This window comes from Ideonella benzenivorans, assembly GCF_020387415.1.
Taxonomy (GTDB): Bacteria; Pseudomonadota; Gammaproteobacteria; order Burkholderiales; family Burkholderiaceae_C; genus Ideonella; species Ideonella benzenivorans.
In genome coordinates this window covers 571,210-597,175 of the sequence record NZ_JAGWCB010000007.1, presented here as the reverse complement: position 1 = coordinate 597,175, position 25,966 = coordinate 571,210, and the positions used below count along the sequence as shown (strand labels likewise).

At 71.5% G+C, this 25,966-nt stretch carries 20 protein-coding genes; 10 read left to right on the top strand and 10 right to left on the bottom strand.

Annotated elements, in window-relative coordinates:
• Nucleotides 1-310 precede the first annotated feature (310 nt).
• Nucleotides 311-1,459 carry a GGDEF domain-containing protein gene (locus tag KGA65_RS05675; protein WP_225862161.1) on the bottom strand — a complete coding sequence of 383 codons (1,149 nt, stop codon included), beginning with the start codon at nt 1,457-1,459 and terminating at the stop codon, nt 311-313.
• Between the two features lie 15 nt (nt 1,460-1,474).
• Nucleotides 1,475-1,936 carry an Lrp/AsnC family transcriptional regulator gene (locus KGA65_RS05670; protein ID WP_310740941.1) on the bottom strand — a complete coding sequence of 154 codons (462 nt, stop codon included), beginning with the start codon at nt 1,934-1,936 and terminating at the stop codon, nt 1,475-1,477.
• Between the two features lie 129 nt (nt 1,937-2,065).
• On the opposite strand from KGA65_RS05670, the gene KGA65_RS05665 reads away from it, so the two are divergent.
• Together KGA65_RS05665 and KGA65_RS05660 are read left to right on the top strand one after the other, a co-directional pair.
• The gene (locus KGA65_RS05665) at nt 2,066-2,758 is read left to right on the top strand and encodes an aspartate/glutamate racemase family protein (protein ID WP_225862159.1); all 693 of its coding nucleotides are present in this window, start codon (nt 2,066-2,068) and stop codon (nt 2,756-2,758) included.
• Between the two features lie 109 nt (nt 2,759-2,867).
• A complete protein-coding gene (locus tag KGA65_RS05660) occupies nt 2,868-3,506 on the top strand; it encodes an NAD(P)H-dependent oxidoreductase (RefSeq protein ID WP_225862158.1) in 639 nt (212 codons plus the stop codon).
• A 27-nt stretch (nt 3,507-3,533) separates the two neighbouring features.
• Here KGA65_RS05660 and KGA65_RS05655 read toward each other — a convergent pair whose 3' ends face one another.
• Together KGA65_RS05655 and KGA65_RS05650 are read right to left on the bottom strand one after the other, a co-directional pair.
• A complete protein-coding gene (locus tag KGA65_RS05655) occupies nt 3,534-4,070 on the bottom strand; it encodes a flavin reductase family protein (protein WP_225862157.1) in 537 nt (178 codons plus the stop codon).
• A 52-nt stretch (nt 4,071-4,122) separates the two neighbouring features.
• Nucleotides 4,123-5,700 carry a methyl-accepting chemotaxis protein gene (locus KGA65_RS05650; protein ID WP_225862156.1) on the bottom strand — a complete coding sequence of 526 codons (1,578 nt, stop codon included), beginning with the start codon at nt 5,698-5,700 and terminating at the stop codon, nt 4,123-4,125.
• Between the two features lie 294 nt (nt 5,701-5,994).
• Here KGA65_RS05650 and KGA65_RS05645 point away from each other — a divergent pair, with 294 nt between their 5' ends.
• The gene (locus tag KGA65_RS05645; protein WP_225862155.1) at nt 5,995-8,160 is read left to right on the top strand and encodes a TonB-dependent receptor family protein; all 2,166 of its coding nucleotides are present in this window, start codon (nt 5,995-5,997) and stop codon (nt 8,158-8,160) included.
• A gap of 16 nt (nt 8,161-8,176) precedes the next feature.
• On the opposite strand, the gene KGA65_RS05640 is transcribed toward KGA65_RS05645, so the two are convergent.
• Nucleotides 8,177-10,870 (bottom strand): AAA family ATPase, encoded by a 2,694-nt coding sequence (locus KGA65_RS05640; protein WP_225862154.1) that lies wholly within the window; start codon nt 10,868-10,870, stop codon nt 8,177-8,179.
• 1 nt (nt 10,871) lies between these two features.
• Nucleotides 10,872-12,020, bottom strand: a complete 1,149-nt coding sequence (locus KGA65_RS05635; protein ID WP_225862153.1) for a metallophosphoesterase family protein — start codon at nt 12,018-12,020, stop codon at nt 10,872-10,874.
• 269 nt (nt 12,021-12,289) lie between these two features.
• Between KGA65_RS05635 and KGA65_RS05630 the strand changes: the two genes are divergently transcribed.
• From KGA65_RS05630 to KGA65_RS05620, 3 genes are all read left to right on the top strand, one after another.
• Nucleotides 12,290-12,493, top strand: a complete 204-nt coding sequence (locus KGA65_RS05630) for a hypothetical protein (protein ID WP_225862152.1) — start codon at nt 12,290-12,292, stop codon at nt 12,491-12,493.
• Between the two features lie 100 nt (nt 12,494-12,593).
• A complete protein-coding gene (locus tag KGA65_RS05625; protein ID WP_225862151.1) occupies nt 12,594-14,231 on the top strand; it encodes an ExeA family protein in 1,638 nt (545 codons plus the stop codon).
• A gap of 9 nt (nt 14,232-14,240) precedes the next feature.
• A complete protein-coding gene (locus KGA65_RS05620; RefSeq protein ID WP_225862150.1) occupies nt 14,241-14,927 on the top strand; it encodes a general secretion pathway protein GspB in 687 nt (228 codons plus the stop codon).
• Between the two features lie 20 nt (nt 14,928-14,947).
• On the opposite strand, the gene KGA65_RS05615 is transcribed toward KGA65_RS05620, so the two are convergent.
• Nucleotides 14,948-17,089, bottom strand: coding sequence for a putative bifunctional diguanylate cyclase/phosphodiesterase (locus KGA65_RS05615; protein ID WP_225862149.1), 2,142 nt, complete (start codon nt 17,087-17,089; stop codon nt 14,948-14,950).
• Nucleotides 17,090-17,214: 125 nt separating this feature from the next.
• Here KGA65_RS05615 and KGA65_RS05610 point away from each other — a divergent pair, with 125 nt between their 5' ends.
• Nucleotides 17,215-19,830, top strand: coding sequence for a cation-translocating P-type ATPase (locus KGA65_RS05610; RefSeq protein ID WP_225862148.1), 2,616 nt, complete (start codon nt 17,215-17,217; stop codon nt 19,828-19,830).
• On the opposite strand, the gene KGA65_RS05605 is transcribed toward KGA65_RS05610, so the two are convergent.
• Nucleotides 19,809-20,420, bottom strand: a complete 612-nt coding sequence (locus KGA65_RS05605; protein ID WP_225862147.1) for a 3'-5' exonuclease — start codon at nt 20,418-20,420, stop codon at nt 19,809-19,811. The two genes, KGA65_RS05610 and KGA65_RS05605, sit on opposite strands and share 22 nt — an antisense overlap.
• A 91-nt stretch (nt 20,421-20,511) precedes the next feature.
• Between KGA65_RS05605 and KGA65_RS21040 the strand changes: the two genes are divergently transcribed.
• Genes KGA65_RS21040 through KGA65_RS05595 form a run of 3 tightly spaced genes read left to right on the top strand, consistent with a single transcriptional unit; the run spans nt 20,512 to nt 24,206 of the window.
• Complete coding sequence (locus KGA65_RS21040; RefSeq protein ID WP_310740940.1) at nt 20,512-20,799, top strand: helix-turn-helix domain-containing protein; 288 nt, start codon at nt 20,512-20,514, stop codon at nt 20,797-20,799.
• Nucleotides 20,742-21,335, top strand: a complete 594-nt coding sequence (locus KGA65_RS05600; RefSeq protein WP_310740939.1) for a LysR substrate-binding domain-containing protein — start codon at nt 20,742-20,744, stop codon at nt 21,333-21,335. Before KGA65_RS21040 ends, KGA65_RS05600 begins: the two co-directional genes overlap by 58 nt.
• Before the next feature lie 54 nt (nt 21,336-21,389).
• Nucleotides 21,390-24,206: a diguanylate cyclase domain-containing protein gene (locus tag KGA65_RS05595; protein WP_225862146.1), complete on the top strand. Its 2,817-nt coding sequence runs from the start codon at nt 21,390-21,392 to the stop codon at nt 24,204-24,206.
• 217 nt (nt 24,207-24,423) lie between these two features.
• Here KGA65_RS05595 and KGA65_RS05590 read toward each other — a convergent pair whose 3' ends face one another.
• Nucleotides 24,424-25,353: a sterol desaturase family protein gene (locus KGA65_RS05590; RefSeq protein WP_225862145.1), complete on the bottom strand. Its 930-nt coding sequence runs from the start codon at nt 25,351-25,353 to the stop codon at nt 24,424-24,426.
• 16 nt (nt 25,354-25,369) lie between these two features.
• On the bottom strand, nt 25,370-25,909 hold the full coding sequence (locus KGA65_RS05585; protein ID WP_225862144.1) for a hypothetical protein: 540 nt from the start codon (nt 25,907-25,909) through the stop codon (nt 25,370-25,372).
• Nucleotides 25,910-25,966: the final 57 nt, after the last annotated feature.

Here is a 25,966-nt window from a genome sequence, read left to right as displayed (position 1 = left end):
CGCCGCCAATACCCGATAAGTTCTCTTGGTTTTGGAGCAGCGAGGATCCACACCGACGCTGGACAAGCCTGTGGACAAGGCCTGACCTCCCTTCCCAAGTGCTTGATTTGAAGGGCCTTCCGTCACATTGCTGCAAAAAATGGCAGGCCCGAAGCGAGCTGCGCCCCCATCCCTCCACAGTCTGGGGGGACAAGCCTGTGGATAAACCCGGGAGGGGCGACGCAAGCCCTTGTCAGCCCGTCCGGCGGCCTGGATTGCCTCAAAATGGAGCGTTTGCGCTCTGCCGCGGCGATCACGGCATTCCCGCTTGTCAAGCCTTGACACGGCCGTCCGGGTCGGCCCCGGCCTTGCGGGCCTGCTTGCAGCGGTACATCGCGGCGTCCGCGCGCCGCACCAGGGCGAGCATGTCCCGGTCCTGCTCGCTGCGGGTGGCCAGCCCGATGCTCAGCTCCAACGAACGCTCGGCCAGCAGGCCGGACAGGCGGCAACCCCGCACCTGCCGCCGCAGGCGGTGAACCGCGGCCTCGGCCGCTGCGGTCGAGGTCTGCGGCATCAGGATCAGGAACTCGTCGCCGCCCCAGCGCCCCACGGCATCGGTCTCCCGGGCCTGCTGATGCAGCGCCCGCCCCACCGCCTGGATCGCCCGGTCCCCCAGGGCGTGGCCGCCGGTGTCGTTGATCGTCTTGAAGTCGTCGATGTCGATGAAGGCGAGGGTCAGCGGCGTCTCGTGGCGCAGGCTGGCCGCCCAGGCCTCGGCCAGCCGCCGCTCCAGCCCGGCCCGGCTGATCAGCCCGGTCAGGGGATCCGTATCCAGCCGGCTGTGCAGCTGCCGCACCAGCCGCCCCAGCACCAGCCCGAGAAAGGCGATGTTGAAGGCTCCCGCTGCCCACAGGGTGGACTGCAGCAGCGCCTCCAGCACACCGGGCGCCGCCGCGTGCAGCACGTCTTCCGGGTGGAGGATCAGCACCCCGGTGCGCAGCAGCGCGAACAGGCACATCAAGCCCCCCGGTGCCAGGGCCAGCCAGCCCCAGAAGCGGAACTCCCGCCGCAGCGCCGGCCCCAGGACGACCAGCGGCAGCGCCAGCAAAGCCGCCACGCACAGGTTGTACCCGATGCCCAGCCGGGCCGCGGACCAGCCGCCGGACACGCCAGCCCATTGCCACAGCAGGCCCGCCAGGCCCGCCCCCACCCACAGCCCCGCCCGCCGGACCCGGCCGTGGACAAAGGCGTCGATGCCCAGGTCGGCACAGGCATAGCCGGCCAGCATCACCACCGCCGCCGCCGGCGCGATCGTGCCGTCCGGCGGCGCGTACCGGATCATCCAGTCCAGCCCCAGGGCCTGCAGCAGGCAATAGCTGGCCCACCACAGCACGGCGCGCCGTTCCTCGCGCAGCAGCGCCGCGCCCACGCTCCAGGCCAGCGCGTAGATCAGGAACTGGCTGATGAGCAGAGACAGCATGTGCACAGGGTCCGTTCAGGGCACGTAGCCCAGGGGCAGCGCGGTGGTGAACTTGATCTCCTCCATCGCGAAGCTGGAGCTCACGTCCGACAGCGCGTTGTCCGCGATCAGCCGCTTGTAGACCCGGTCATAGGCCGCGATGTCGGGCACCACGACCCGCAGCAGGTAGTCGATGTCCCCGCTCATGCGGAAGAACTCCACCACCTCGGGAATCAGCGTGATGCTGGTGCGGAAACGCTCAAACCAAGCCTCGGAATGGTCCCGGGTGCGGATGGTGACGAACACCGTGACCGGCAGGTTGACCCGCCGCGGGTCGACCAGGGCCACCTGGCGCTGGATGACGCCCGACGCGCGCAGGCGCTGGATGCGCCGCCAGCAAGGAGTCGACGACAGGCCCACCTGCGTGGCGATCTCGGCCACCGGCAGCGTCGCATCCACCTGCAGCAGGGCCAGGATGCGGCAGTCGATGGCATCCAGTTTCATGTCATGGGGCATGGTTGGAATTTTCTTCTCTTTCCAGACTATCCAACGACACGGATGGCAAATTCATTCAAGGTGCTGCGACACAAAATGCTCCCCATCATCTGCTCCATCGTGTCACGCACCATGAAATCCATCGGCCTGATCGGCGGCATGAGCTGGGAATCCACCGTGCTGTACTACCAAACCATCAACCGCGAGGTGGCCCACCGGCTGGGCGGCCTGCACTCGGGCCGCATCCAGCTGTGCAGCCTGGACTTTGCCCAGGTGGCGGCCGGCCAGCAGGCCGACGACTGGGACGGCCTGGCCCGGCTGCTGGGCGCGGCGGCGCAGGGGCTGGCCCACGCCGGCGCGGACTGCGTGCTGATCGCCACCAACACCATGCACAAGGTGGCTCCGCAGGTGCAGGCGGCCGTCTCGGTTCCGCTGCTGCACATCGCCGACGCCACCGCCGCGGCCATCGGCCGGGCCGGCTGCCGCCGGGTGGCCCTGCTGGGCACGCGCTACACGATGGAGCAGCCCTTCTACCGCGAGCACCTGGCCCGCGCCGGCATTGAGACCCTGGTGCCCGAGGCCGCGGACCGGAACGCCGTGCACCAGATCATCTTCGACGAGCTGTGTCGCGGCCAGGTGCTGGATCGCTCGCGCCAGACCCTGCAGGCCATCGTCGAGCGGCTGGCCCGCCAGGGCGCCGAGGGCGTGGTGCTGGGCTGCACCGAGCTGCCGCTGCTGCTGGGCCCGGCCGACGTGCCGCTGCCCGTGTTCGACACCACCACGCTGCACGCGCTGGCCGCAGTCGACTTCGCGCTGGCCCCTTAGCACAGGCCCCGCGCGGCGACAGGACGCAGGGACATCCCGCGCAGGGCTACAGTGCATCGCACCGCGGCCCCCCCTGGGCTGCGTCTCCCGCAACTTCACTGAAGCCCTCATGTCCGACCTGCTGACTCAGCTCCAGTGGCGCTACGCCACCAAGAAGATGGACCCGGCCCGTGCCGTGCCCGCCGAGACCGTCGACCACATCCTGGAGGCCATCCGCCTGACGGCCACCTCCAGCGGCCTGCAGCCCTACAGCGTGGTGGTGGTGACCAATGCCGAGCTGAAGGCCCGCATCCGCCCCTACGCCTGGGACCAGTCCCAGATCACCGACTGCTCGCACCTGCTGGTGTTCGCCGCCTGGGACCACTACACGCCCGAGCGCATCAACGCGATGTTCGACCTGGTCAACGAGGAGCGCGGCTTCCGCAACGAGGGCTGGGAGGCCTACCGGCAGAAGCTGCTGTCCACCTACCCGCACCGCACGCCGGAAGACAACTTCCAGCACGCCGCCCGCCAGGCCTACATCGGCCTGGGCACCGCGCTGATCGCCGCCGCCGAGGCCCAGGTGGACTGCACGCCGATGGAAGGCTTCGAGCCGACCAAGGTGGACGAGATCCTGGGCCTGCGCGCCCAGGGCCTGCGCTCGGTCGTGCTGCTGCCGCTGGGCTACCGCGATGCGCCGGGCGACTGGCTGGTCAACCTGAAGAAGGTGCGCCGCCCGCGCAGCGAGTTCGTGATCGAGATGAAGTGACCCCGCCCGCCGGCCGCGCGGCGCCGCTCAGCGCATGCGCGACGGCAGGTGGATGCTCTCGCCGGCCACCATGAAGTGGCCGTAGCCGCGGTGGTGCAACGTGCGGGGCTCGCTCACCGCCGGGTCCACCCAGGCGGCCACCACCTCCAGCACGTACAAGCCGTAGGTCGACACCATGCCGGTGTCGACCAAGCGGCACTCGAGGCTGGCATAGCACTCGTCGATCAGCGGCGGCGCCACCTGGTGCGCCGCCCGCCGGGTCAGGCCAAACTGTGCGAACTTGTCCACCTCGGCGCCGGTGGTGTTGCCGCAGCCCACCACCTGCTCGGCGATCTCCACGGTGGGGATGTTCAGCACCGCCTCGCCAGTGGCCTGCAGTGCCCGGTGGGAAAAGCCCCGGTCGCTGACCACGCAGCCCAGCTGCGGTGGCTCGAACTCCAGCAGGGTGTGCCAGGACAGGGTCATCACATTGGCCTGCTGGCCGTCCTGGGTGGTCAGCAGCAGCACCGGCCCGGTCTCCAGCAGACCATAGACCTTGGCGAGCGGATAGGACTTCTTGGACATGGCGGAACCCTCCTGCCGCGATTGTGGCGGCAGTGGCGTCTGCCCGCTGTCCTCAGACGGCCCCGGCCGGCGCCAGACGGAAGGTGGCCACCATCCGGTTCATCTCGGCGGCCTGGTGACGCAGGCTCTCGGCCGCCGCCGCGCTCTGCTCGACCAGGGCCGCGTTCTGCTGCGTGCCCTGTTCCAGCGTGCCCACCGCCTGGCTGATCTGCTGGATGCCGCCGGCCTGCTGCTCGGTGGCACTGTCGATGTCGCGGATCAAGGCGCTGACCTTGTCGACGCGGGTGACGATGTCCTGCATGGCTTCGCCCGCCTCGCCCACCAGGCGGCTGCCGGCGTCGACCTTCTCGACCGAGTTGGCGATCAGCGACTTGATCTCGCGCGCGGCCTCGGCCGAACGCCCGGCCAGGTTGCGCACCTCGCCCGCCACCACCGCAAAGCCCCGTCCCTGTTCGCCCGCCCGGGCCGCTTCCACGGCCGCGTTCAGCGCCAGGATGTTGGTCTGGAAGGCGATGCCGTCGATCACACCGATGATGTCGGAGATCTGGTGGCTGGCCTGGGCGATGTCCTGCATGGTGTCCACCACCCGGTTCACCACCTCGCCCCCGCGGGCCGCAGCCTGGCTGGCATGGCCGGCCAGCTGGTTGGCCTCCCGCGCGCCGACCGCGCTGGCCTGCACCGTGCCGTTCATCTCTTCCATCTGCGCATTGGCCTGCTGCAGGGCCGAGGCCTGGGATTCGGTGCGGCCCGACAGGTCCTGGTTGCCCACCGAGATCTGCGCCGAGGCGGTGGCGATGCTCTCGGCCGAATGACGAACGTCGCCGATCAGGCGTACCAACCCAGCCTGCATCTGCTGCATCGAGGCCATCACGCTGCCCGCGGGCACCGGGGAGCGGTCCATCTGGCTCAGGTCACCTTCGGCCACGCGGCGCGCCACCTCGCTGAGCACCGTGGGTTCGGCCCCCAGAGCCTGCACCAGGCGCCGGACGATCCACACGCTCAGCCCCACGGCCACGACCACGGCCGCCAGCGCGACCACCCCCAGCAGCCACTGCACCCGCTCCGTCAGCTGCATGGCCTCGGCAGTCAACGCCTGCTGCCGCTTCTCGGTCACGTCCTTGTAGGCCGCCAACGCGCCGTCCATGCGGACCAGCAGGGGCGCGCATTCCGCGTTCAGCTTGCGCACCGCGCCATCCCGGTCCCCCTGGGCCACCAGATCCAGGATGCCCAGGGCCACCGGCGCGTAGCTGGCTTCCACCTGCATCAGATCCTGGGCCTTGGCCTTGGCAGTTGCAGACATGTCCCGGCTCTGGTCCACCAGTGTGCGGAACTGCGCCAGCGTGCGCTGCACGGTGGCGTGGGCCCCGCGGGCCGCGACCAGCGCATGCTGGCGCGCGGCATCGTCGGTGGCCAGCACCGCGTTGCGCGCCTCAATGGCCCGCGCCTTCATGGCATCGCCCAGGTGGTCCGCGGCCTGGGCCCGCTGGTCAACGCCGCTGAAATACTGGTCGAACGACCGGTGGACCTCGTCGAGGCCCCACAGCGCCCCCCCGGCGATCAGCATGCAGATCAGGGCCAGGCTGCCAAAACCGGCCCGCAGCTGGCTGCGCACGCTCCATGTCTGTCTCATGATGTACTGCTCCTTGGCATGGCACCGACCACCCTGGCCGGCCTGACGCGACGGGCTGTTTTCAGCATCTTCGCCGCAGCCGGATTGTCAGAAAAAACTGACATGCCGTGCAAAGCCATGCGACCGAAATGCCGCCAGGCCCCCAAGAAAGTCACACCTGGCTCCCTCCCGTGCCGGTGCGGTGGATGACGCCCGGCTGCGGGCTGTCCTCGATGGACGCCGGCAGCGGGCTCGGGTGCAATGGCGGCCTGTCCAGGCCCACCGGGGCCTGCCGATGTCCCGAACCTGGCCGCCATGCCCTGCCTGCTGTCCCCCCTGAATCGACGGCCCCCACGCGGCCACCCCTGGCCCATCGCCCTGACCATCGCCCTGGCGGGCACGCAGGCCCAGGCTGAACCAACCGAACTCGGCCCCGTGGTGGTCAGTGCCACCCGCAGCGCCCAACCCGCCTTCGACGTGCCAGCCTCGATCGACGCGCTGGACGCGGACACCCTGGACGCCAGCCAGCTGCAGGTCAACCTGTCGGAATCACTGGCCCGGGTGCCGGGCATCGTGGCGCAGAACCGCCAGAACTACGCCCAGGACCTGCAGATCTCCTCGCGCGGCTTCGGCGCCCGCTCCACCTTCGGCGTGCGGGGCCTGCGCCTGTTCGTCGACGGCATCCCGGCCACCATGCCCGATGGCCAGGGCCAGACCTCGCACATCGACCTCACCTCGGCCGAGCGCATCGAGGTGCTGCGCGGCCCCTTCTCGGTGCTGTACGGCAATTCCTCCGGCGGGGTGGTCAACGTCTTCACCCAGGATGGCGGCCCGGACACCGTGGCCGAGGTCTCCGCCGCCTTCGGCAGCGACCATGCCCACCGCGTCGGGGTGCAGCTCAGCGGCCAGCAGGGGGCGGCCCAATACGCCATCAGCGCCAACCGCTTCCAGACCGATGGCTACCGCGAGCACAGCGCCGCCGAGCGCAGCACCTTCAACGGCAAGTTCAGCCTGCAGGCCAGCGAAGACACCCGCTGGACCCTGGTGCTCAACAGCGTGGACATGCCCGAAGCCCAGGACCCGCTGGGCCTGACCCGGGCCGACTGGCAGGCCGACCCGCGCCAGGTGGCCAGCGTGGCCACGCTCTACAACACCCGCAAATCGGTCCACCAGAGCCAGGCCGGCCTGATCCTGAACCAGCGCCTGGGCCGCGACGACCGGCTGCAATGGACCAGCTACTACGGCGAGCGCGAGACGGTGCAGTACCAGTCCATCCCCGCCACCAGCCAACAGGCGGCCACCAGCCCGGGCGGCGTCATCGACCTCCACCGCAACTTCTGGGGCCAGGACCTGCGCTGGACCCACGCCGGCGATCTGCTGGGCCGGCCGCTGGAAGTGACCGCCGGCCTCAGCGACGACGTGATGAACGAACACCGCCGCGGCTTCCAGAGTTTCACCGGCCCGGCGTCCGACCCCGACGAACTCGGTGTCAAGGGCGCGCTGCGCCGCAACGAGCTCAACCGCGTCAACAGCTTCGACCAGTACCTGCAAGCCAACTGGTCCTTCGCCGCGGACTGGAATGCCCTGCTGGGCCTGCGCCACTCGAAGGTCGGTTTCGTCTCCTCGGACCGCTACCTGGGCAATGGCAACGACAGCGGCAGCACCACCGACGAGGCGGCCACCCCGGTGGCCGGCCTGATGTACAAGCTCTCGCCCGACCTGCACCTGTATGCCTCGTTCGGCCGTGGCTTCGAAACCCCCACCTTCAACGAGCTGGCCTACCGACCGGGCGGTGGTGGCCTGAACTTCGGGCTCTCGCCGGCCACCAGCCGTCAGTGGGAGATCGGGGCCAAGACCCGCTGGAATGCCTGGGCCGGCGCCTGGCTGGCCAACATCGCGTACTACGAGGCCCGCACCCGCGATGAGATCGCGGTGCTGACCAACAGCGGTGGCCGCTCCACCTACCAGAACGTGGGCCGCACCCTGCGCCAGGGGCTGGACGCGAGCGTGACCGGCCCGCTGGGCCACGACCTGTGGTGGTACGCCGCGCTGGCCACGCTGGACGCCCGCTACCGCGACGGCTTCCTGACCTGCACCGCCGCGCCCTGCACCACGCCCTCGGTGGCGGTGGCTGCCGGCCAGCGCATTCCCGGGATTCCGGACTTGACGCTCTATGCCGAACTGGCCTGGCGCCCCGCCCATACCGGCTTTGAGACTGCGGTGGAGTTCCGTCAGGTGGGCAAGGTCTACGTGGACGACCGCAACAGCGATGCCGCGCCGGCCCATGGCGCGGCCAACCTGCGGGTCTCCTGGACACAGAAGGCCGGCGGCTGGACGCTGCGCGAGTTCGCCCGCCTGGACAACGTGGGCGACCGGCACGACGCCGGCTCGGTCATCGTCAACGAGGGCAACAGCCGCTTCTTCGAGCCCGCCCCGGGCCGCACCTGGCTGCTGGGCCTGAACGCCGGCTACACCTTCTGAGGCCGGCCTGTCCTGGTCAGGGCGCCAGCCGCCGCAGCGGCACGCCCATGTCCTGCCAATCCTCGGGGTGGCAGGTGAACAGCAGCACCTGGTGGCGCTGGGCGGCGTCGAACAGCACCCGCTTCATCTGCGCCAGCCGGCCGGCGTCACTGTGCACCAGCGCATCGTCCAGGATCAGCAGCGTGGGCCGGCCAGCCTCACGCAGCAGGTCGGCATAGGCGAAGCGGGCAATCAGGCCCAACTGCTCGCGGGCACCAAAACTGAGGTCACCCACCGTGCCCACCTCGGGCAGGCCCTGAGGCCCGGGGCGCAGCAGCTGGCCCGGCGCCAGCGCCTCGGTGATCTCCACCCGCGCGCCCGGCAGCAGCAACGGCAGGTAGTGCTGCAGGCGCTGCTGCAGTGGCGCCTGCAGGCGGGCCAGCGTGGCCTGGCGCTTGGCGTCCAGCGTGCGGCACAGCCAGTCCAGCGCGCGGGCGCGGCGCTGCAGCTCCGTCACCCGGCGGTCCACCCGGGCCCGTTCACCGGCCAGCGTGTCGCGTTGCTCCTCCAGGCCCAGTGCGCCGGCCTGCTGCAGCGTGGCGGCGCGCACCTGCAGGTCTGCCGCGCGTTGCTGGTGCTGGCGGTGCCACTGGGCGATGCTGGCCTGCAGCCGGGCGATGTCCTGGGCCACGATGTCGGGCCGGGCCTCGCGCAGCGCGGCCTGGGCCTGCTCGATGCGGGCGGCCAGCGCGGCCAGCTCGGCCTGCGTGGCCAGCAGCTGCGCCTGGGCCTGGGCCTCGCGGGCCTGGCGGGCCGGATCGGCCAGCGCTGCCTGCACCGCCTGGTGCTCCTGCCCGGCCGCGGTGTGGCCGGTCTGGGCGGCCGCCAGCGCGGCCTGGGCCTGGTGCAACCGCTGCTGCGCAGCCTGCTCGGTCTGCACCGCGGCGTCCAACGCCTGCTCGGCCGCCTCCGGCGGGGCCACCGGCTCGGCGGGGGCCGCGGGCAGGCGGTTCAGGGCCGCCTCCAGCTGCTGGCGCTGGCCTTGGGTCTCGGCCAGCCCGGCGCGCAAGGCCTCCAGCCCCCGCGGCGCCACGTTGGCCAAGGCCTGCTCGGCCAGCTTGAAACGGGTCAGCCACTCGGCATGGGCCACCTGGCGGGCCTCGGCCTCGGCCAAGTCGGCCAGGCCCAGGCGCTGCAGGGCCGCCTGCAGCGCCGCCTGCGCCTCGGCCTGGGCGGCCGCGCGCTCGGCCAGGTCCTGCCCGCCCGGGGCGATGGTCAGCTGGCCCAGGCCCGGCAGGTTCAACCGGGCCGGCGCATCCAGCAGCTGTTCCCCGGTGCCCTGCAGGGCCACCGGCCCGGCCGCCGTCTGCAGGCTCAGGGCCTGGCCGGGGTCCAGCACGAACTGCAGCCGGGTGGCCACGGCCTGACGTCGCAGTTCCGCGTCCCGCCAGGCCCGGTCCAGCCGCCGCAGCTCGGCCAGCTGCGCGGCCGTCCAGGCTTGCGCCGCCGGCTGGCGGCGCAGCGCATCGAGCTGCTGCTGGGCCGCCTCAGCCTGGCGCAGGGCCTCGCTGCCCTGGGCCACCCGGGCCCGAGCGTCCTCGCACTGCTGGGCCAGCTGGCGGCGCTGGGCCTCCTGCCGAGCCAGACGCAGCGCCTCGCGGGCCGCCGCCGTGCGGGCCTGGGCCGCCTGGCAGGGGGCCTGGGCCGCCTGCGCCGCGGCCTGCGCCACCGCTTCGGCCGCCGCCGCCGCCGTCAGGGCCTGGGCCCGCTGGTCCGCGGCGGCCTGCAGCTGCTGGCCCTGGGCCAGCTGGGTCAGCAGCAGCTCGCGGGCCTGCACCAACTGACCATGTCGAGCCTGGTCAGCAGCCAGCTGCTGCTGACGGGCCTGCAAGGCCAGCTGCTGGGTCTGGGCGGTGTCCAGCTGGGTCTGCAAGGCATCCCAGGGCCGGGCGGCCTCGTCGGCGGCATGCTGCTGGCGCAGCGTGGCCAGCTGGTCGACCTGCTGCTGGTAGGTCTGCACCTGCGCCGCCAGCTCGGTCAGCTCGGCGTCCAGGGCCTCGCGCTGCTTGATCAGCTGGGCCAACTCGCCCGTCGGGGCGCCGCCCTTGGGCGTCAGCAGCTGGTGGCGCTGGGCCCGCAGCCGCTCCAGCAGCTCGTCGCCGCCGCTGGCGGCCAGGGCCCCGCTGGTCGCCCCCGCCTGGCCGGCCAGGGCGTCATGCAGGTAATCGCGTGCCGGCTCCACCTCCAGGTGCTGGCCCTCGCCCTGCTCGACCCACAGCAGGCCCGGAATGCCCCAGTGCTGCGGCTTGCTCTCGCCCTTGAGCGCGTAAGAAAAGCCGAAACGCTGGGCCAGCACGTCCTCGGCGTCGGCTCCCTCGTGGTGCTGGCCGTCCAGCGTCAGTTCGCAGCGCTTGCGGGCCAGGAAGGTCTTGCGCAGCTGGCCGGGCTGGCCATCGAGCACGAAGTCCAGCTCCACCGTGGGCGCGGCCGCGCTGTCGCCGTGCGGACGCAGGTGCTCGGCCGCGTTGGAGCGGTGGCGCTCGAAGAACGCGGCGCGGATGGCCCGCACCAGCGTGCTCTTGCCGGCCTCGTTGGGCCCGGCCAGGATGTTCAGGCCCGGCGTCAGGTCGGTCAGCTCGAAGGGCTGGCGAAAGCGCCGCAGCTGGTCGACGCGCAGCCGGGTCAGCTGCAGGCCGGTGGCGGCAGTGGGGAGGGTGAGGGGCGGTGTCATCTCAATGGCCCTCCTGCAGGTCGGCCGGCGTGGGCCGGTCCAGCAGCTCGGCGGCCAGCAGCGCCAGCGCGTCCTGAGCGGTCTGGCGGGCCGCCTCGTCCAACCCCGGCGTGCCCAGGGTGTCGCGCAGCTCGGCCAGCACCTCGCCCAGGTAGCCGTCGGCCTGCAGCGCAGCCAGGTCCTCGTCGGTCGGCAGCAGGCGCAGGTCCGTCAGATCGGCCTGCAGGTGGCGGGCGCGGGCCTCGGCCCGGGCCAGCGCGGCCTGCAGCCGCTGCAGCGCCGCCAGGTCGGCCTGGCCGCTCACCCGCAGGTCCACCACGTCGCGCGGGCCCAGGGCGTCCAGCCGGGCCAGCAGGGCGTCCAGGTCACTGGCCACCTGCAGGGCCACCGGCCAGCTGTCCCAGCGGAACTGGCCCACCGCCAGCGGGGTGATCACCGGCTGCGCGCCGGGCGCCGCCAGCTCCACCAGCAGGGCCTGGCCGGCCTCGGCCGAGCGGAAACGGTCCGGCTCGGGGGTGCCGCTGTAGGCCAGCCGGGGGCTGACGATCTTGCAGCCGTGCCAGTCACCCATCGCCAGGTAGTCCAGCCGGGCGGTGTCGGGCCGGTCCGGCGCGATCGGGTTGGGGGCGTCGATGTCCTCGGCCAGCAGGCCCTGCACGCTGCCATGGGCCAGGCCGATGCGCAGCAGGCCGGCCGGGGTCTCGGCCGTGTCGAACCACTGGGTGGTGTCGGCAAAGGTGTGGCGCTGGGTCAGCGGGGCCGGCAGCACCGCGAAGCCCGCGGCCGGGAACAGCCGGACCTCCGGCGCCAGCAGCAGGTGCACGTTGGGCGAGACCACCCCCAGCCGCTCGGCCCGGGTCCAGACGCTCTCGGCCAGAGCAGCGTCGTGGTTGCCCGGCAGCAGCAGCCAGGGCCCCGCATAGCCGGCCATCGCGTTGAACAGGCGGCGCACGGTGCGCTCACTGACGGTCTGCGCGTCAAAGACGTCGCCGGCGACCAGCACCGCGTCCACCCGGTGCTCGGTGGCCAGCGCGGCCAGGCGCTCGACGACGCTCAGCCGGGCCTCGGCGAGCGGCACGGCGTTGTCGGCATGCAACGTCTGGAACAGGCGACCGATCTGCCAGTCGGCGGTGTGCAGAAAGCGTGACAAATGAACAAGCTCCGAAAGGAAACAGCCCTCAACATTGCTTTACAGAGGACGATAGACAGGGCAACGATGGATTCTCGACGGGTTGGGGCTCAGGCCCTGAGCCTGAGGAAGGGAACGGGGACATCGGGTCAGGCAAATTCCTACATTCCGTTTGGGGATGAGCCGACGCTGGCGTGACCGAGTCGCTTCTAAAGTGAAACCATGGGGCTCTGTAGTACTCCCTTGATTTGACACCACCAACGACCTGCCAACCGCTCCAGGAGATCGCCATGAACCTGCCCGCGAACCGCCCCGTCACCGCTCCGGCCGCGTCCACTGTTCAACGCCGCTGGTGGTCCCGCCGCAAACCGGTCGTGGTCGGCCCGGCCGACAGCACCGAAATGGACCTGGGCTATGAGTCCGCCCATCCCTGGTGGCTGACCCAGGAGGCGCCGGCCGAGGCGGCGGCGCTGCAGATCGAACTGCCGCGCTGAACGCGTTCCCCCGCGAACCCCGGAAGGGCCGGTGCATGGCGCAGCGGCCCTTTTTCGTTGGGGAGGGGTCTGTCATGCCGGGCCGGTTATCCTGCCGGCCATGTACGCCGACTTTTTCGGGCTGAAGCAGGCGCCTTTCTCGATCGCGCCCGACCCGCACTACCTGTTCATGAGCGAGCGCCACCGCGAGGCGCTGGCCCACCTGCTCTACGGCCTGGATGGCGGCGGCGGCTTCGTGCTGCTGACCGGCGAGATCGGCGCGGGCAAGACCACGGTCTGCCGCTGCTTCCTGGAGCAGGTGCCGGCGCACTGCCAGGTGGCCTACATCTTCAACCCCAAGCTGAGCGTGCTGGAGCTGCTGCGCACGGTGTGCGACGAGTTCCGGGTGGCGGTGCCGGCCACGGCCCAGACGGTCAAGGACTTCGTCGACCCGCTCAACGCCTTCCTGCTGCAGCTGCACGCCAGCGGGCGCAACGCCGTCCTGATCATCGACGAGGCGCAGAACCTCTCGGCCGACGTGCTGGAGCAGCTGCGCCTCTTGACCAACCTGGAGACCAACGAGCGCAAGCTGCTGCAGATCATCCTGATCGGCCAGCCCGAACTGCGCACCATGCTGGCCCGGCCCGAGCTGGAGCAACTGGCCCAGCGGGTCATCGCCCGCTTCCACCTGGAGGCGCTGTCCGAACCCGAGACCGGGCAGTACATCCAGCACCGCCTGACCGTGGCGGGCCTGGCCGGCCCGGTGCCCTTCACCCCCGCGGCCATCCGCCGCATCCACCAGATCACCCACGGCGTGCCGCGTCGCATCAACCTGCTGTGCGACCGGGCGATGCTGGGCGCCTATGCCACCGGCACCCGGGCGATCGGGCCGGACATCGTCGTGCGGGCCGCCCACGAGGTCTTCGACCACCGCCCGACCGCACCGGAGCCGCCGCTGCGCCGGGCGCAGGCCCTGGGGCTGGCCCTGGTGGCCAGCGCCCTGCTGGGTGCCGGGCTGCTGTGGGCCTGGCAGCACAGCCAGGCGCCAGCGCCGTCTGCCGCCGCTCGCCCGATGGGGCCCGCCTCCTCGGCCGCCAGCGCCGTCCCCGTCTCGGCCTCGGCCGCGGCGCCTGCCGCGGCGCCGCCATCGACGGTGGCACCGGCCCGGCCGGCCGCCATCCATCTGGACGCCCTGCCCGCCAACGCCAGCCGTGCCGCCTGGGACGGCCTGCTGCGCCACTGGGAGATCGCCCCGGTCAACGGCGAATCGGCCTGCAGCACCGCGGCCCGGCAGGGGCTGGGCTGTCTGCTGAGCACCACCGGCAGCCTGGACCAGCTGCGCAGCCTGGACCGCCCGGCCGTGCTGACCCTGCACCTGCCCGGGCGGGGCGACAGCGCCGTGCTGCTGACCGGCCTGTCGGCCACCGACGCCACGCTGGCGCTGGAGAACGGCCCCCGCCGCCTGGCCCTGGTCGAGCTCGCGCTGGCCTGGCAGGGCGAATTCGGCCTGCTCTGGCGGCTGCCGCCGGGCTACGCGGCCGATGGCAGCCGCTCGCCGGCCCTGGCTCCCTGGCTCGACGAACACCTGCAGGCCGCCCTGCCGCCCCAGGCGGCCAGCAGCCCGGTGACCACCCGCCTGCGCGCCTTCCAGGCCCGGCACGGCCTGCGGCCGGATGGCCGGCTGGGCCCGGTGACCCTGATGCAGCTGAACCGGGCGGCCGGCATTCCCGAGCCGACCCTCACCCCCGACACGCCCTGAGCCCACGCCATGTCCTACATCCTGGATGCCCTGCGCCGGGCCGATGCCGACCGCGAACGCGCCACCAGCCCCGTGCCCGGGCTGCACAGCCAGTCCGGCAGCAGCCCGGTCGCGGCCCCGGCGCCGACCCCCTGGTGGCCCTGGGCCGCCGGCGCCGCGCTGCTGGTGGGCAGCGGCCTGGCCGCCGCCTGGTGGTGGACCCGCACGCCGGTGCCGGTCCCCGCCCCGGCCGCGGCCCTGCCGACACCGGCCCCGCTGCCGCCCACCCGCCCGGCCGATCCCGGCCCGGCACCGGCGCTGCCCCGTGGGGCGACACCGCCGGCCCCGGCCCCGGTGACCGTGGGCCCGACCCCGGTCCCGCCGCCGGCCCGCCCGGCGGAAAGCCCCCCCCCACTGGCCGCCTCCGCGCCGGTCGGCGCCGAGACCACGGCGGCGCGGCCTTCGACCCGCCCGCCCGCGCCCGCCCCGGCCCCTGCGCCGGTGGTGGAGGCCAGCCCCACCCTCAAACGTGAGTGGGCCCGGCTGGGCATCAGTGGTTCGGTCTATTCGGAGTCACCCGCCAGCCGCTTCGTGATCGTGCGCGGCGAGGTGGTGCATGAAGGGGCCACCCTGGCACCGGACCTGGTGCTCGAGGAGATCCGGCCGCATGACCTGATCCTGCGCTACAAAGGCCAGCGCATGCGCCAGCCGCTCTGAGGCATGTGCCCCGGGGCCGATCAGATCGCCGGCATGAAGACCGAGGGAGTGAAGTCCACCCGGTCCTGTCCGTCGGAGGTCAGCAGGCCCCCGGCAGTCAGCGCCTCCACGCTCATCGGCCGGGCGTAGAAGAAGCCTTGCAGCTCGTCGCACCCCAGGGACAGCAGCACCTCGCTCTGCTCGCGGGTCTCCACCCCTTCGGCCACCACCCGCAGCTTCAGGGACCGGGCCAGGTGGATCACCGCATCGACCACCGCCCGCGCATCGCGGCTGTGCTCCAGGTCCTGCACGAAGCTGCGGTCGATCTTCAGCTCCTGGGGCCGCAGCTGGCACAGGTAGGCCAGGCTGGAGTAGCCCGTCCCGAAGTCGTCGATCGACAGCTTCACCCCGACCCGGGTCAGGCCTGCCAGCACCGCCTGGGTGGTGGCGATGTCCTCCATCGCCACCGACTCGGTGATCTCGCAAGTCAGCTGATCGGGGGCGACGCCGTGGTCCAGCAAGGCGGACTCGATCTGGTCCACCACATCGCCCTGGCGCAACTGGTGCACCGAGAGGTTGATCGACACCCGCAGGCGCAGCCCCTGGCGCGACCACTCACCCAGCTGCCGGCAGGCCTCCTGGATGACCCAGGTGCCCACCTGCCCGATCAGGCCGAAACGCTCGGCCACCGGGATGAAGCGCATCGGCCCGAGCAGGCCATGACGCGGGTGGCGCCAGCGGATCAAGGCCTCCAGGCTGCGGATCTGACCATTGGCCGCATCGACCTTGGGCTGGTAGTACAGCAGCAGCTCGCCCCGGCTCAGGGCCTGGCGCAGGTCCTCCTGCAGCTCGATCTGCTCACGGGCGTCCGCGTTCATGCCCTGATCGAACAGGGCCCAGCCGGCGCCGCCGGCCCGCTTGGCCTGGTGCATGGCGGCCTCGGCACAGGACAGCAGCCGGTCGCGCCGACCCTGGTCCGGGTAGATCACGATGCCCAGGCTGGCCGACAGGGTGATCGGCCGGGCGGTGCCAAACGCCACCGGCGCCCCGATCGAATCCTGCACCCGCTGGGCCACAGCCAGCGCGTCGGCCTGGCCCCCCAGGTCCTCCAGTAGCAGCACGAACTGATCGGCCCCGACGCGGGCGACGGAGTCCACATCCCGCACGCACAGTTGCAGGCGGCTGGCCATCTCCTGGAGCACCTGGTCGCCCGCGGCATGGCCGAAGCTGTCGTTCACCGCCCCGAAACCGTCCAGGTCGACGAACAGCAGCGCCAGCCGGGCCGTGGGCAGGCCGACACGCCGGCCTTCATTGGCCCGGTCGACCCGGCCCACCGCATGGCGCAGCCGGTCCTCCAGCAGCAGGCGGTTGCCCACCCGGGTCATGGCGTCGGCCAGAGCCACCTGGGCCAGCTGGCCATTGGCCAGTTGGAGCGAATGGGCCAGGCGCTGGGCCTTGGCGCTCAGCCGCGCATCCAGCACCGAGGTGAACAGCGTGATCAACAGCAGCACCGTCGTGGCCGAGCCCACCAGCAGGCCCAGGCTCTGGCCGCCCAGGCCATCCTGGCTCAGGCAGACCGAACCCGGCAGGAAGGAGGCCGCCGCCATGCCGCTGTAGTGCATGCCGCTGATGGCCAGCCCCATCACCAGGGCCGCCCCCCCTTGGGCCAGCCGGGCCTGCACGCCGCGCAGGCGACGCATCCAGAAGAAGATCCGCAGCGCGACCGCCGAGGCCCCGCAGGCGATCACCACCGACACCGCGACCCAGACCGGATCGAAGCGGATGGCCGGGGCCAGCTGGATCGCCAGCATGCCGGTGTAGTGCATCACGCAGATGCCGGCGCCCATGGCCAGGGCGCCGCCCAGCCACGTGCCCGAGCCCAAGCGGGGACGGGAGGCGATGCCCAGCGCCAGCGCCGACACCGCCACCGCCGCCAGCCAGGACAGCAGCGTCGCCCCGACCCCGTAGCCGATCTCGATGGGCAGCTGCATCGCCATCATGCCGACGAAGTGCATGGCCCAGATGCCCGAACCCATCACGAAAGCGCCCGCCCCGACCCACAGGGACGAGAGCATGCGGTCGTGCGATCGCACCCGGCTGGCCAGGTCCAGGCTCACATAGGACGCAAACGAGGCGATCAGAATGGACAGAGCCACCGTGCCGAGGTGGTAAACAGGCTGCATGGGAAAGACCGGATCGCCAGAAGAAGGAAAGGACTCAGGGAAAACCCGAGGTCTGAACTTTGTCAGAGCCCATCGTTCTTTTCGGAAGACCCTTTCAGCCTCTTGAGTTTCCCCCTGCCTTGACCATGGACAAATTCACAACCGAGTCGTCCCCGCACCACCTGAGCAGCCCCGAGGCTGTGGCGCGCTGGCTACGGGTGGACCCCGACCAGGGCCTGGCGGCCGACGAGGTGCAGCGCCGGCAAACCCGCTACGGCCCCAACCGCCTGGCCGAGGCCGCTCCCCGGCCCTGGTGGATGCGACTGTTGGCACCGCTGGCCGACACGATGACGCTGGTGCTGCTGGCCGCGGCCGTCATTTCCGGCCTGATCGGCGAGATGGCCGACACGGTGGTGATCGCCATCATCGTGGTGCTCAACACGGTGATCTCGGCGGTGCAGGAGTGGCAGGCCGACCAGGCCCTCGCCGCGCTCAAACGCCTGGCCGCCCACCAGGCCCGGGTGCGCCGCGATGGCGCGCTGCACCCGGTGCCGGCCGACCAGTTGGTGCCGGGCGACGTGGTGCTGCTGGAGGCCGGCGACCAGGTGCCCGCCGACCTGCGCCTGCACGAGGTGGCCCAGTTGCGGGTGGACGAATCGGCGCTGACGGGCGAATCCCAGACCGTGGACAAGCAGCCCAGCGCCCTGGCGCCGGCCGACGGTGGCCTGGCCCACCCGCTGGGCGAGCGCAGCAACATGGCCTGGAAGGGCACGCTGGTCACCCACGGCCGGGCCACCGGGCTGGTGGTGGCCACCGGTCCTGGCACCGAGCTGGGCCGCATCGCCGGCCTGCTGGCCCAGGCGGAAAGCCGCAGCACCCCGCTGCAGCGGCGCCTGTCGGCCTTTGGCCGGCGGCTGTCGGTGGTGGTGCTGGGCCTGTGCGCGCTGGTGTTCGCGATCGGCGTGCTGCGCGGTGAACCGGTGCTGTTGATGGGCCTGACCGCGATCAGCCTGGCCGTGGCCGCCATCCCGGAGGCCCTGCCCGCCGTGGTCACGGTGCTGCTGGCGCTGGGCGCGCGCCGGCTGGTCAAGGTGCAGGCGCTGGTGCGCCAGCTGCCGGCAGTGGAGACGCTGGGCTCGGTCACCACCATCTGTTCGGACAAGACCGGCACCCTCACCCAGAACCGGCTGCAGGTGCAGGCCTGGCAGCTCGCCCCCGGCGCCGACGAACCCACGCTGCGCGCGGCCGCGCTGCACTGCAACGACGCCCGGCCCAGCGCCCAGGGCTGGCAGGGCGAGCCCACCGAGGTGGCCCTGGCCGAATGGGCCCAGCCCGAGGCCGCTGCAGCCGCCCCGGCCCCGCCCCGGCTGCGCGAATGGCCATTCGACTCGGACCGCAAACGCATGAGCACGCTGCTGCCGGACGAGGCCGCCGACGGCGGCGCCTGGCTGTGGGTCAAGGGTGCCCCGGAGACCGTGCTGCCCCGCTGCACGCCGGACGATGCCGCCCCCTGGCTGGCCCAGGCCGACACCCTGGCGGCCCAGGGCATGCGCGTGCTGGCCCTGGCCCGGCGGCCGCTGGACCCCGGCACGCTGGCGGCCACGCTGGACGCCGACGGCGTCGAACAGCAACTGCGCCTGCTGGGCCTGGTCGGTCTGATCGACCCGCCACGGCCCGAAGCCGCCGCCGCGGTGGCCGAATGCCAGGCCGCCGGCATCCGCCCGGTGATGATCACCGGCGACCACCCCGGCACCGCCCGGGCCATCGCCCAGGCGGTGGGCATCGTGCCCGATGCCGCGGCGCCGGCGCTGAGCGGCGGAGAACTGGCCGCCATGGACGATGGCCTGCTGGCCGCCCGCGTCACCGAGGTGGCCGTCTACGCCCGCATGGACCCGGCGCAGAAGATCCGCATCGTGCAGGCCCTGCAGGCGCGCGGCGAGTTCGTCGCGATGACCGGCGACGGCGTCAACGACGCGCCAGCGCTGAAGGCGGCCGACATCGGCGTGGCCATGGGCCGCGGCGGCACCGACGTGGCGCGCGAGGCCAGCAGCCTGGTGCTGCTGGACGACCATTTCGCCACCATCGTCGCCGCGGTGCGCGAAGGCCGGCGCATCTTCGACAACATCCGCAAGTTCGTCCGCTATGCGCTGACCGGCAACTCGGGCGAGATCTGGGTGCTGTTCCTGGCCCCGCTGCTGGGCCTGCCGGTGCCGCTGCTGCCCATCCACATCCTGTGGGTCAACCTGGTGACCGACGGCCTGCCCGGCCTGGCGCTGGCCACCGAGCCGGCCGAGCGCGGCGTGATGCAGCGCCCGCCCCGCCCGCCCACCGAGAGCATCTTCGCCCACGGCCTGTGGCAGCACGCGCTGTGGGTGGGCCTGCTGATCGGCGGGCTCTGCCTGGGCCTGCAGGCCTGGGCCCTGCACGTGGGCGATGCGCACTGGCAGAGCATGGTCTTCACCACGCTGACGCTGACCCAGATGGCCCACCTGCTGGCCATCCGCTCTGAAACGGAGCCGCTGTGGCGCCTGGGCCTGTGCAGCAACCGCCCGCTGCTGGCCGCGGTGCTGCTGAGCGTGGCGCTGCAGCTGGCCACGCTGTATGTGCCGGTGCTGCAGACGGTGTTCCACACCCAGGCCCTGGACGCGGCCGAGCTGGGGCTGTGCCTGGGCGCCGCAGCGCTGGTGTGGACCGTGGTGGAGGCAGAGAAGGCTTGGCGGCGCCGGCAGGCCCGCGGCCCTCAGCCAGCCAGGGCGTGGTAGATCTGCAGCGAGGCGTGCGCGTCGTTGGCGGCGTACTGCAGCTGCCGGGGGCTGAGCTGTGGGCTGGCCCAGTTGGACGTGGTGACCTTGCGGGACTTCGGCAGCTGCTGGTGGAGCACGAGGGCCACCGCCACCTTCAGCCCGACCGCCTGCTTGAACCCCAGCCGCTGGCGCAGCAGATGCGACAGGTCGATGGACAGGCCCAGCCGCAAGCCCAGCCGGCGCTGCAGCTGGGGCCGGTCCGAGGCCAGCCCGAAGCCGACCTTGACGATCGCGTCGGACTCGATCACCGCGCGCAGAAAGTCCGCCACCCCCGGCGCAGCGGTCGGCACGATGAAGGCATGTTCGCGCGTGGCGAACTGGACGATGTCGGGGCCGGTCTGCGGCGCCCCGGCGGCGAAGACCGGCTTGCTTTCGGTGTCGAAGCCGACGTGCCCGGCCTCGGACAGCAGGCGCTGCGCGAACGCGCACCGCGCCGCACTGTCGAGCAGATGGATCTGGCTGGGCGGCAGGGCCGGGTAGACCGGCAAGGCGGCGATCTGTTCGCGGGTGGGCCGTTCACGCGCTTCGATCGGCAGGGGACGCTCCATCACCGCAGTATGCCTGCGGCCCCTTCCGCACGGGCCGGATGCCCCACCCGCACAGCGCACTCACCAGCAGCAGCACCGCACGCACCAGCGCATGCGACCAGCCGCACAGACGTTCGACTGGGAGAACCTTCGCCACTTCCTCGCGGTGACCCGCACCGGCACCCTGTCGGGCGCCGCCCGCGCCCTGCAGGTGGACCACGCCATCGTCAGCCGCCGCCTGGCGGCACTGGAAGCCGAGTTGCACGTCACGCTGGTCGAGCGTCTGCCCCGCGCCTGCCGGCTCACACCCATGGGGCGCTGGTCCACGGCCATGCCCAGGCGATGGAGGCCTCGGCCTTTGCGGTGGAGCGCCAGGCCCAGGCCAGCCAGGGCCCGCTGACGGGGCGCGTGACGCTCAGCGCGCCGCCCGTGCTGGTGACCCACCTGCTGGCCGGCCGGCCGCTGGACATCCGCAGCCAGCACGGCGGCATCCAGCTGTCCGTCTCCGCGCAGGCCCAGCAGGTCTCGCTCAGCCGCCGTGAAGCCGATGTGGCGCTGCGGCTGGTGCGGCCACAGGAGCCCAGCAGCGTGATCCGCCAGCTCGGCCAGATGCCCTTTGCGCTCTATGCCAGCCAGGACTACGAGGCCTTGCACCGGCCGGAGGACTGGCGCTTCATCGCCTACGACGCCCAGTTCGCCGACATGCCCCAGCAGCAATGGCTGCTGGGCATCGCCGGCCGCCGGGCCGTGGCCTGCGAGCTGAGCGATATTGGCAGCCACCTGGCCGCCGAGGCGGCCCCGTTCTCACGCGACATCAGGCTGGTCGTGCACCGCGACTTGCGTCACGCGAAGCCGGTGCGGGCCGTGATGGACTTTGTGGCCCAGGTCATCACACAAACGGCCGGGCTCGGTCTGCCGGCGGCGGCTGGAATTTGAGGGCACGGCGACGAAGGCACGGTAAGCCTCATTCCAGGGCCGCTTCTCCCTCTTTTGAGCCTTCACCCGCCGGGCTATCTTGATAGTCTGCGAATCGACGATGGACGCTCGTCGGGCGCTGCACAAGAAACTCGCCTGGCCGAGGGAGACATCCCCAAAGCGAACAGATCGGGGAGAGGTCGGCCACCTCCCCTTGGCCGGACGAAGGAGTGCGCGATGCACATGCGATTCACGCTGAGACGCAAGGCCCTGCTGTGGGGTGTCGCCCTGGTGGCGGTTGCCATGACGCTGCTGGCCTGGCTGCAGGCCAGGCAGTTGGGCGACGACTACAGCACCCTGATCCGAGACCAGCAGGACGCTGTGGCCCAGCAGATGGCGGACGATCTCAGCGATCGGCTGGACACCCGGCTCGCCATGCTCGAGCGGGCCGCGCTGGCCGTGCCCCCCCAGGCCATGACGGACCCGGTGGAACAGCGCCAGTTCTTCGACCGGCTCAGCGGTGCGCGGCCTTTCTTTGATGGCATGGCCCTGATCGCCCTGGACGGCAACATGGTGGCCAATGACCCGCCGATCCGGGGGCTGCACATCAATGTGTCCGACCGCGACTACTTTGGCGCCGTGCTGGCCAGCGGTCGGTCCGCGATCTCCAAGCCCGTGAAGGCCAGAACCACCGGACAGCCCGCCGTGCTGATGGCGGTGCCGGTCAAGGACGCCAATGCCCATTTGATCGGTGTCCTCGCCGGTGGGCTGAACCTGTCGCGGACCGATCTGTTCAGCGGCGCCAAGCGCACGGCGGCCAACATGTCCGCCGATCTCGTGGTGACCACAGGGGGGGCCGAGCAGGTCTACATCGCCCACCAGGACCCGGGCCGGTTGCTCCAGCCGGCCGAGGCCATGCCCGCCCAAGGGGGGGGCGCGCACAGCGGACACGCCGATCTGCACAGCGTGGCCACGGTGCGCAGCAGCGGCTGGCAGCTGCATCTGGTGACGCCCGACGAGGCCACGTTCGCCCCCCTGTATTCGGCCCGCCACCGCACCCTGGCGGAGATTGGTGCATTCGCCCTGCTGACCGCAGCCGCCGTCTGGTGGGGGGTGGGGCTGGCGCTGCGGCCGCTGGGTCGCCTGCACCAGGCAATGCTCCGGCAGCGGGAGCACGGGGACGCCCCGATGCTGTCCATTCCCCATTCCGATGACGAGATCGGTGATCTCGCCAGGGCCTTCACCGAACTCATGCACCAGTCGCAGGATCATCAGGCCGAGCTCGGGGCCGTCGCGGATGCCTCCCCCCTGGGCTTGTTCCGAACCAACGAGCGCGGTGAAATCACCTACACCAATGGGGCCTATCAGGCCATCCTCGGGACCAAGGACGCCGTCGACCCACAGGGTTGGACGGATTTGCTGCCCGCCCCCGAGCGCGCCGCGGCAACCGAGGCCTGGAAACGCGCCCTGGCGCGTCGCTCGTCCTGGCGAACGGTGCAGAGCCTGAACCGCCCCGACGGCACCAAGGTGCTGGTGTCGATTCAGACCGCGCCCATTCTGGTGGGGGATCAGCTGCGTGGCCATGCCGGCACCCTGTCCGACATCACCGAACGCGCACGCGACGAGAAGGCGCAACGCACGCTGACGGCGGTGTTCGACGCCACGACGGACCTGGTGATTCAGTCGGACGTGGAAGGGAAAATCACCTATCTGAATCCGGCCGCGCAGCGCGCCCGGGGCTGGAGCAAGATGGATTCCTTCCAGGGCAAAACGCTTGCCGAGTACCTCCCCTCCAAGACCGTCCAGCAGTTCTCCACCGAAGTCCTGCCGAAAGCCGCACACAACGGCCTGTGGTTTGGCGAGAGCTGCTTCTTCGGTCAGAACCTGCGCGAGATTCCCGCCAGCCTGATGGTTATCGCGCATTGCGACGCGCGCGGCAAGGTGGAGTACTACTCGGGGATCTTCCGAGACATCTCCGAGGAGAAGGCCAGCCGGGAGGCCCTGCGCCAGAACGAGCAGACGCTGCGGAGCCTGACCGACGCCCTGCCCATCCTGGTGGCCGCCGTCGACCAGGAGGAGCGTTACCTGTTCGCGAACCCGGCCTACGTCCAGGCCATGCAGGACCGGGACCAGATGCCGATGGTGGGCCGGTCCATCCTGGAAGTCCTGGGCCCCGGGGCCTACCAGGCCATCAAGCCCTTCGTGGACCGGGCCCTGGCGGGCGAGCGCGTGAGCTACGAACGCGAACGCTACATCGGCCAGACGCGCAGGATCCAGGAGGCCGTCTACATCCCGCAGTTCGATGGCCATGGCGCTGTCCGGGGTGTCATCGTCGTGGTCCAGGACGTGACCGAGCGCAAGCGTGAGGAGATGCACCTGCGCGAGATGGCCCAGGTCGATCCCCTGTCGGGTCTGCTCAACCGGGCCGGCTTTGACGATCGACTGCAGGCGATGGTGACCGCGGCCCGAAAGAACGACAACCGGATCGGGTTCCTCTACATCGACCTCGACCGTTTCAAGGCCGTCAACGACACCTACGGCCATGCCACGGGGGACAGCCTTCTGAGGATCTTCTCTCAGCGCCTGAGGAATGCGCTGCGGCCAGACGACCTGGTGGCCCGCCTGGGTGGCGACGAATTTGCCGTCGCGATCAGCAACGCAAGCGACATGGCGGTCGCCGAAGTCGTCGCGGAGAAGATCATCTCTGTGGCCAGCGCCCCGTTCTGGATCGACGGGAATGCCATCTCCGTTGGCGCCAGCGTGGGGGTCAGTGTCTGGTCGTCCGACGAGCCCGGCGTCGAGCCGGCACTCCAGCGGGCGGATGCGATGCTCTACCAGGCCAAGGAAGCCGGTCGGGGCCAATACAAGATCGGTGACATGAGCACCCATTGAGAGCGCTTCGCGAGCCGACCTGGAGGCGATGGGGACGGTACGTCATCGGTGGCCACCGCACCGTGCGGGTGCCGCTGCCGCTGCAACTGAGATCGGTCTGGAGCCCGTTGCACTGGGCCGGCAAGGTCCGACCACGGACGGACCCGGTGCTGAAGGTCACGGTCAGCATCACCGTGCCGTCCAGCGCCACCTGGGCGTCCAGGCCGCGGCAGGCGCTTTAACGCAGCTGGGTCACCTCGCCCGCGTCGGCCCCCTGGGCGGTCTCCTGCGGGGGGGTGGTCGCCGTGGCGCTGAGCGACCGGGCTGGGGAGGACGCCGGCGGCGGCGGCCCCACCAGCACCGCGATGCGGCGACGCCAGCCGGTCGCCCGCCGGCAGTCCCGGGCCAGCAGGCGCCACTCGCTCAGCGCCAGCCACAGCGGGTTGTCGATGCGGGGCCGACCGGCCAGGCCGTAGCGCGGCGGCTCGTCATCCCGTTCGGCCTGGAAGGTGCCGAACAGACGGTCGAAAACGATCAGCACCCCGCCGTGGTTGCGGTCGATGTAGCGCGGGTTGCTGCCATGGTGCACGCGGTGGTGCGACGGGGTGTTGAGCACCCACTCCAGCGGCCCCAGGCGGGGCAGCCAGGCCGCATGCAGCCAGAACTGGTAGAGCAGGTTCAGTGACAGCACCCCCAGCACCGCCTGCGGCGCGAAGCCCAGCCAGACCAGCGGGGCGAAGAACACGGTGCTGCCACTCAGCTTGCCCAGCCAGCCCAGGCGCAGCGCCGCGGCCAGCGTCAGCTGGGGGGCCGAGTGGTGCACCGCATGGCTGGCCCAGAACCAGCGCACCCGGTGCGACGCCCGGTGGAAGACGTAATAGGCCAGCTCGCTGGCGAAGAACAGCCCGGCCCATTGGATCGGCGTGGCCAGAGGCAGTGTCGTCAGCCGGTGGGCCTGAGCCCAGCCGAACACCGGCGCCGCCAGCGACAGGCCGGTGGCGTTCACCAGCCGGCGCAGGGCCAGGTCCCCCAGTGTGGTGCCCAGGGCCCGCCAGTCATAGCCCTGGCGACGCGCCAGCACCAGGGCCTCCAGCAGGGCCGCCGCCAGCACCGCCAGCAGGGCCCCGCCCAGCCAACGCGGCAGGGGCCCGCTCAGACCGAGCGCCACCACGGCCTGTCCGGGGTCAGGGCTGGGAGGTGGTGGTGGTCACGGTGCCCGTCTGGCCGTTGGGGCCGGTCACCGTGGTGCTGCCCGTGCCGTCGGCCCGGGTGGTGGTGCGTGAATAGGTCTGGCCATTGGCACCGGTCACGGTGGCGGTGGCGCCGCTGGCATCGCGGGTCACGTCCCGGGTGGCGCTCTGGCCGTTCGGGCCGGTCACGGTGCCGTTGACCTGGCCATCCCCGCGGGTCACGTCGCGGCTGGCGGTCTTGCCGTTCGCACCGGTGATCGTCGAGCTGCTGCCGGTGGCGCTGTGCTGGGCCTGGCGGGTGAACGCGCGGCCACGGAAGCCGGTGGTGGTGGCATCCACCTGCCCGGCCTGGCGCTGCACCGTGCGGCTGGCGGTGTTGCCTTCGGGGCCGGTCACGGTGGTGCCGTGGCTGCGCAGACGCGGCGCGGCCTGGGCCACGCTGGCCAGCGGCAGGGTGGCCAGGGCCACCAGGCCGACCGCCAGCAGGCGGTTCAACGCGCGGGGGGTCGGGGGGGAATGACGAGAAGAAACCATGTCTTCGCTCCTTGCGGTTCGTGAAGGGGTGGCCGGCAGGCACCGGCCCTTGCCCTC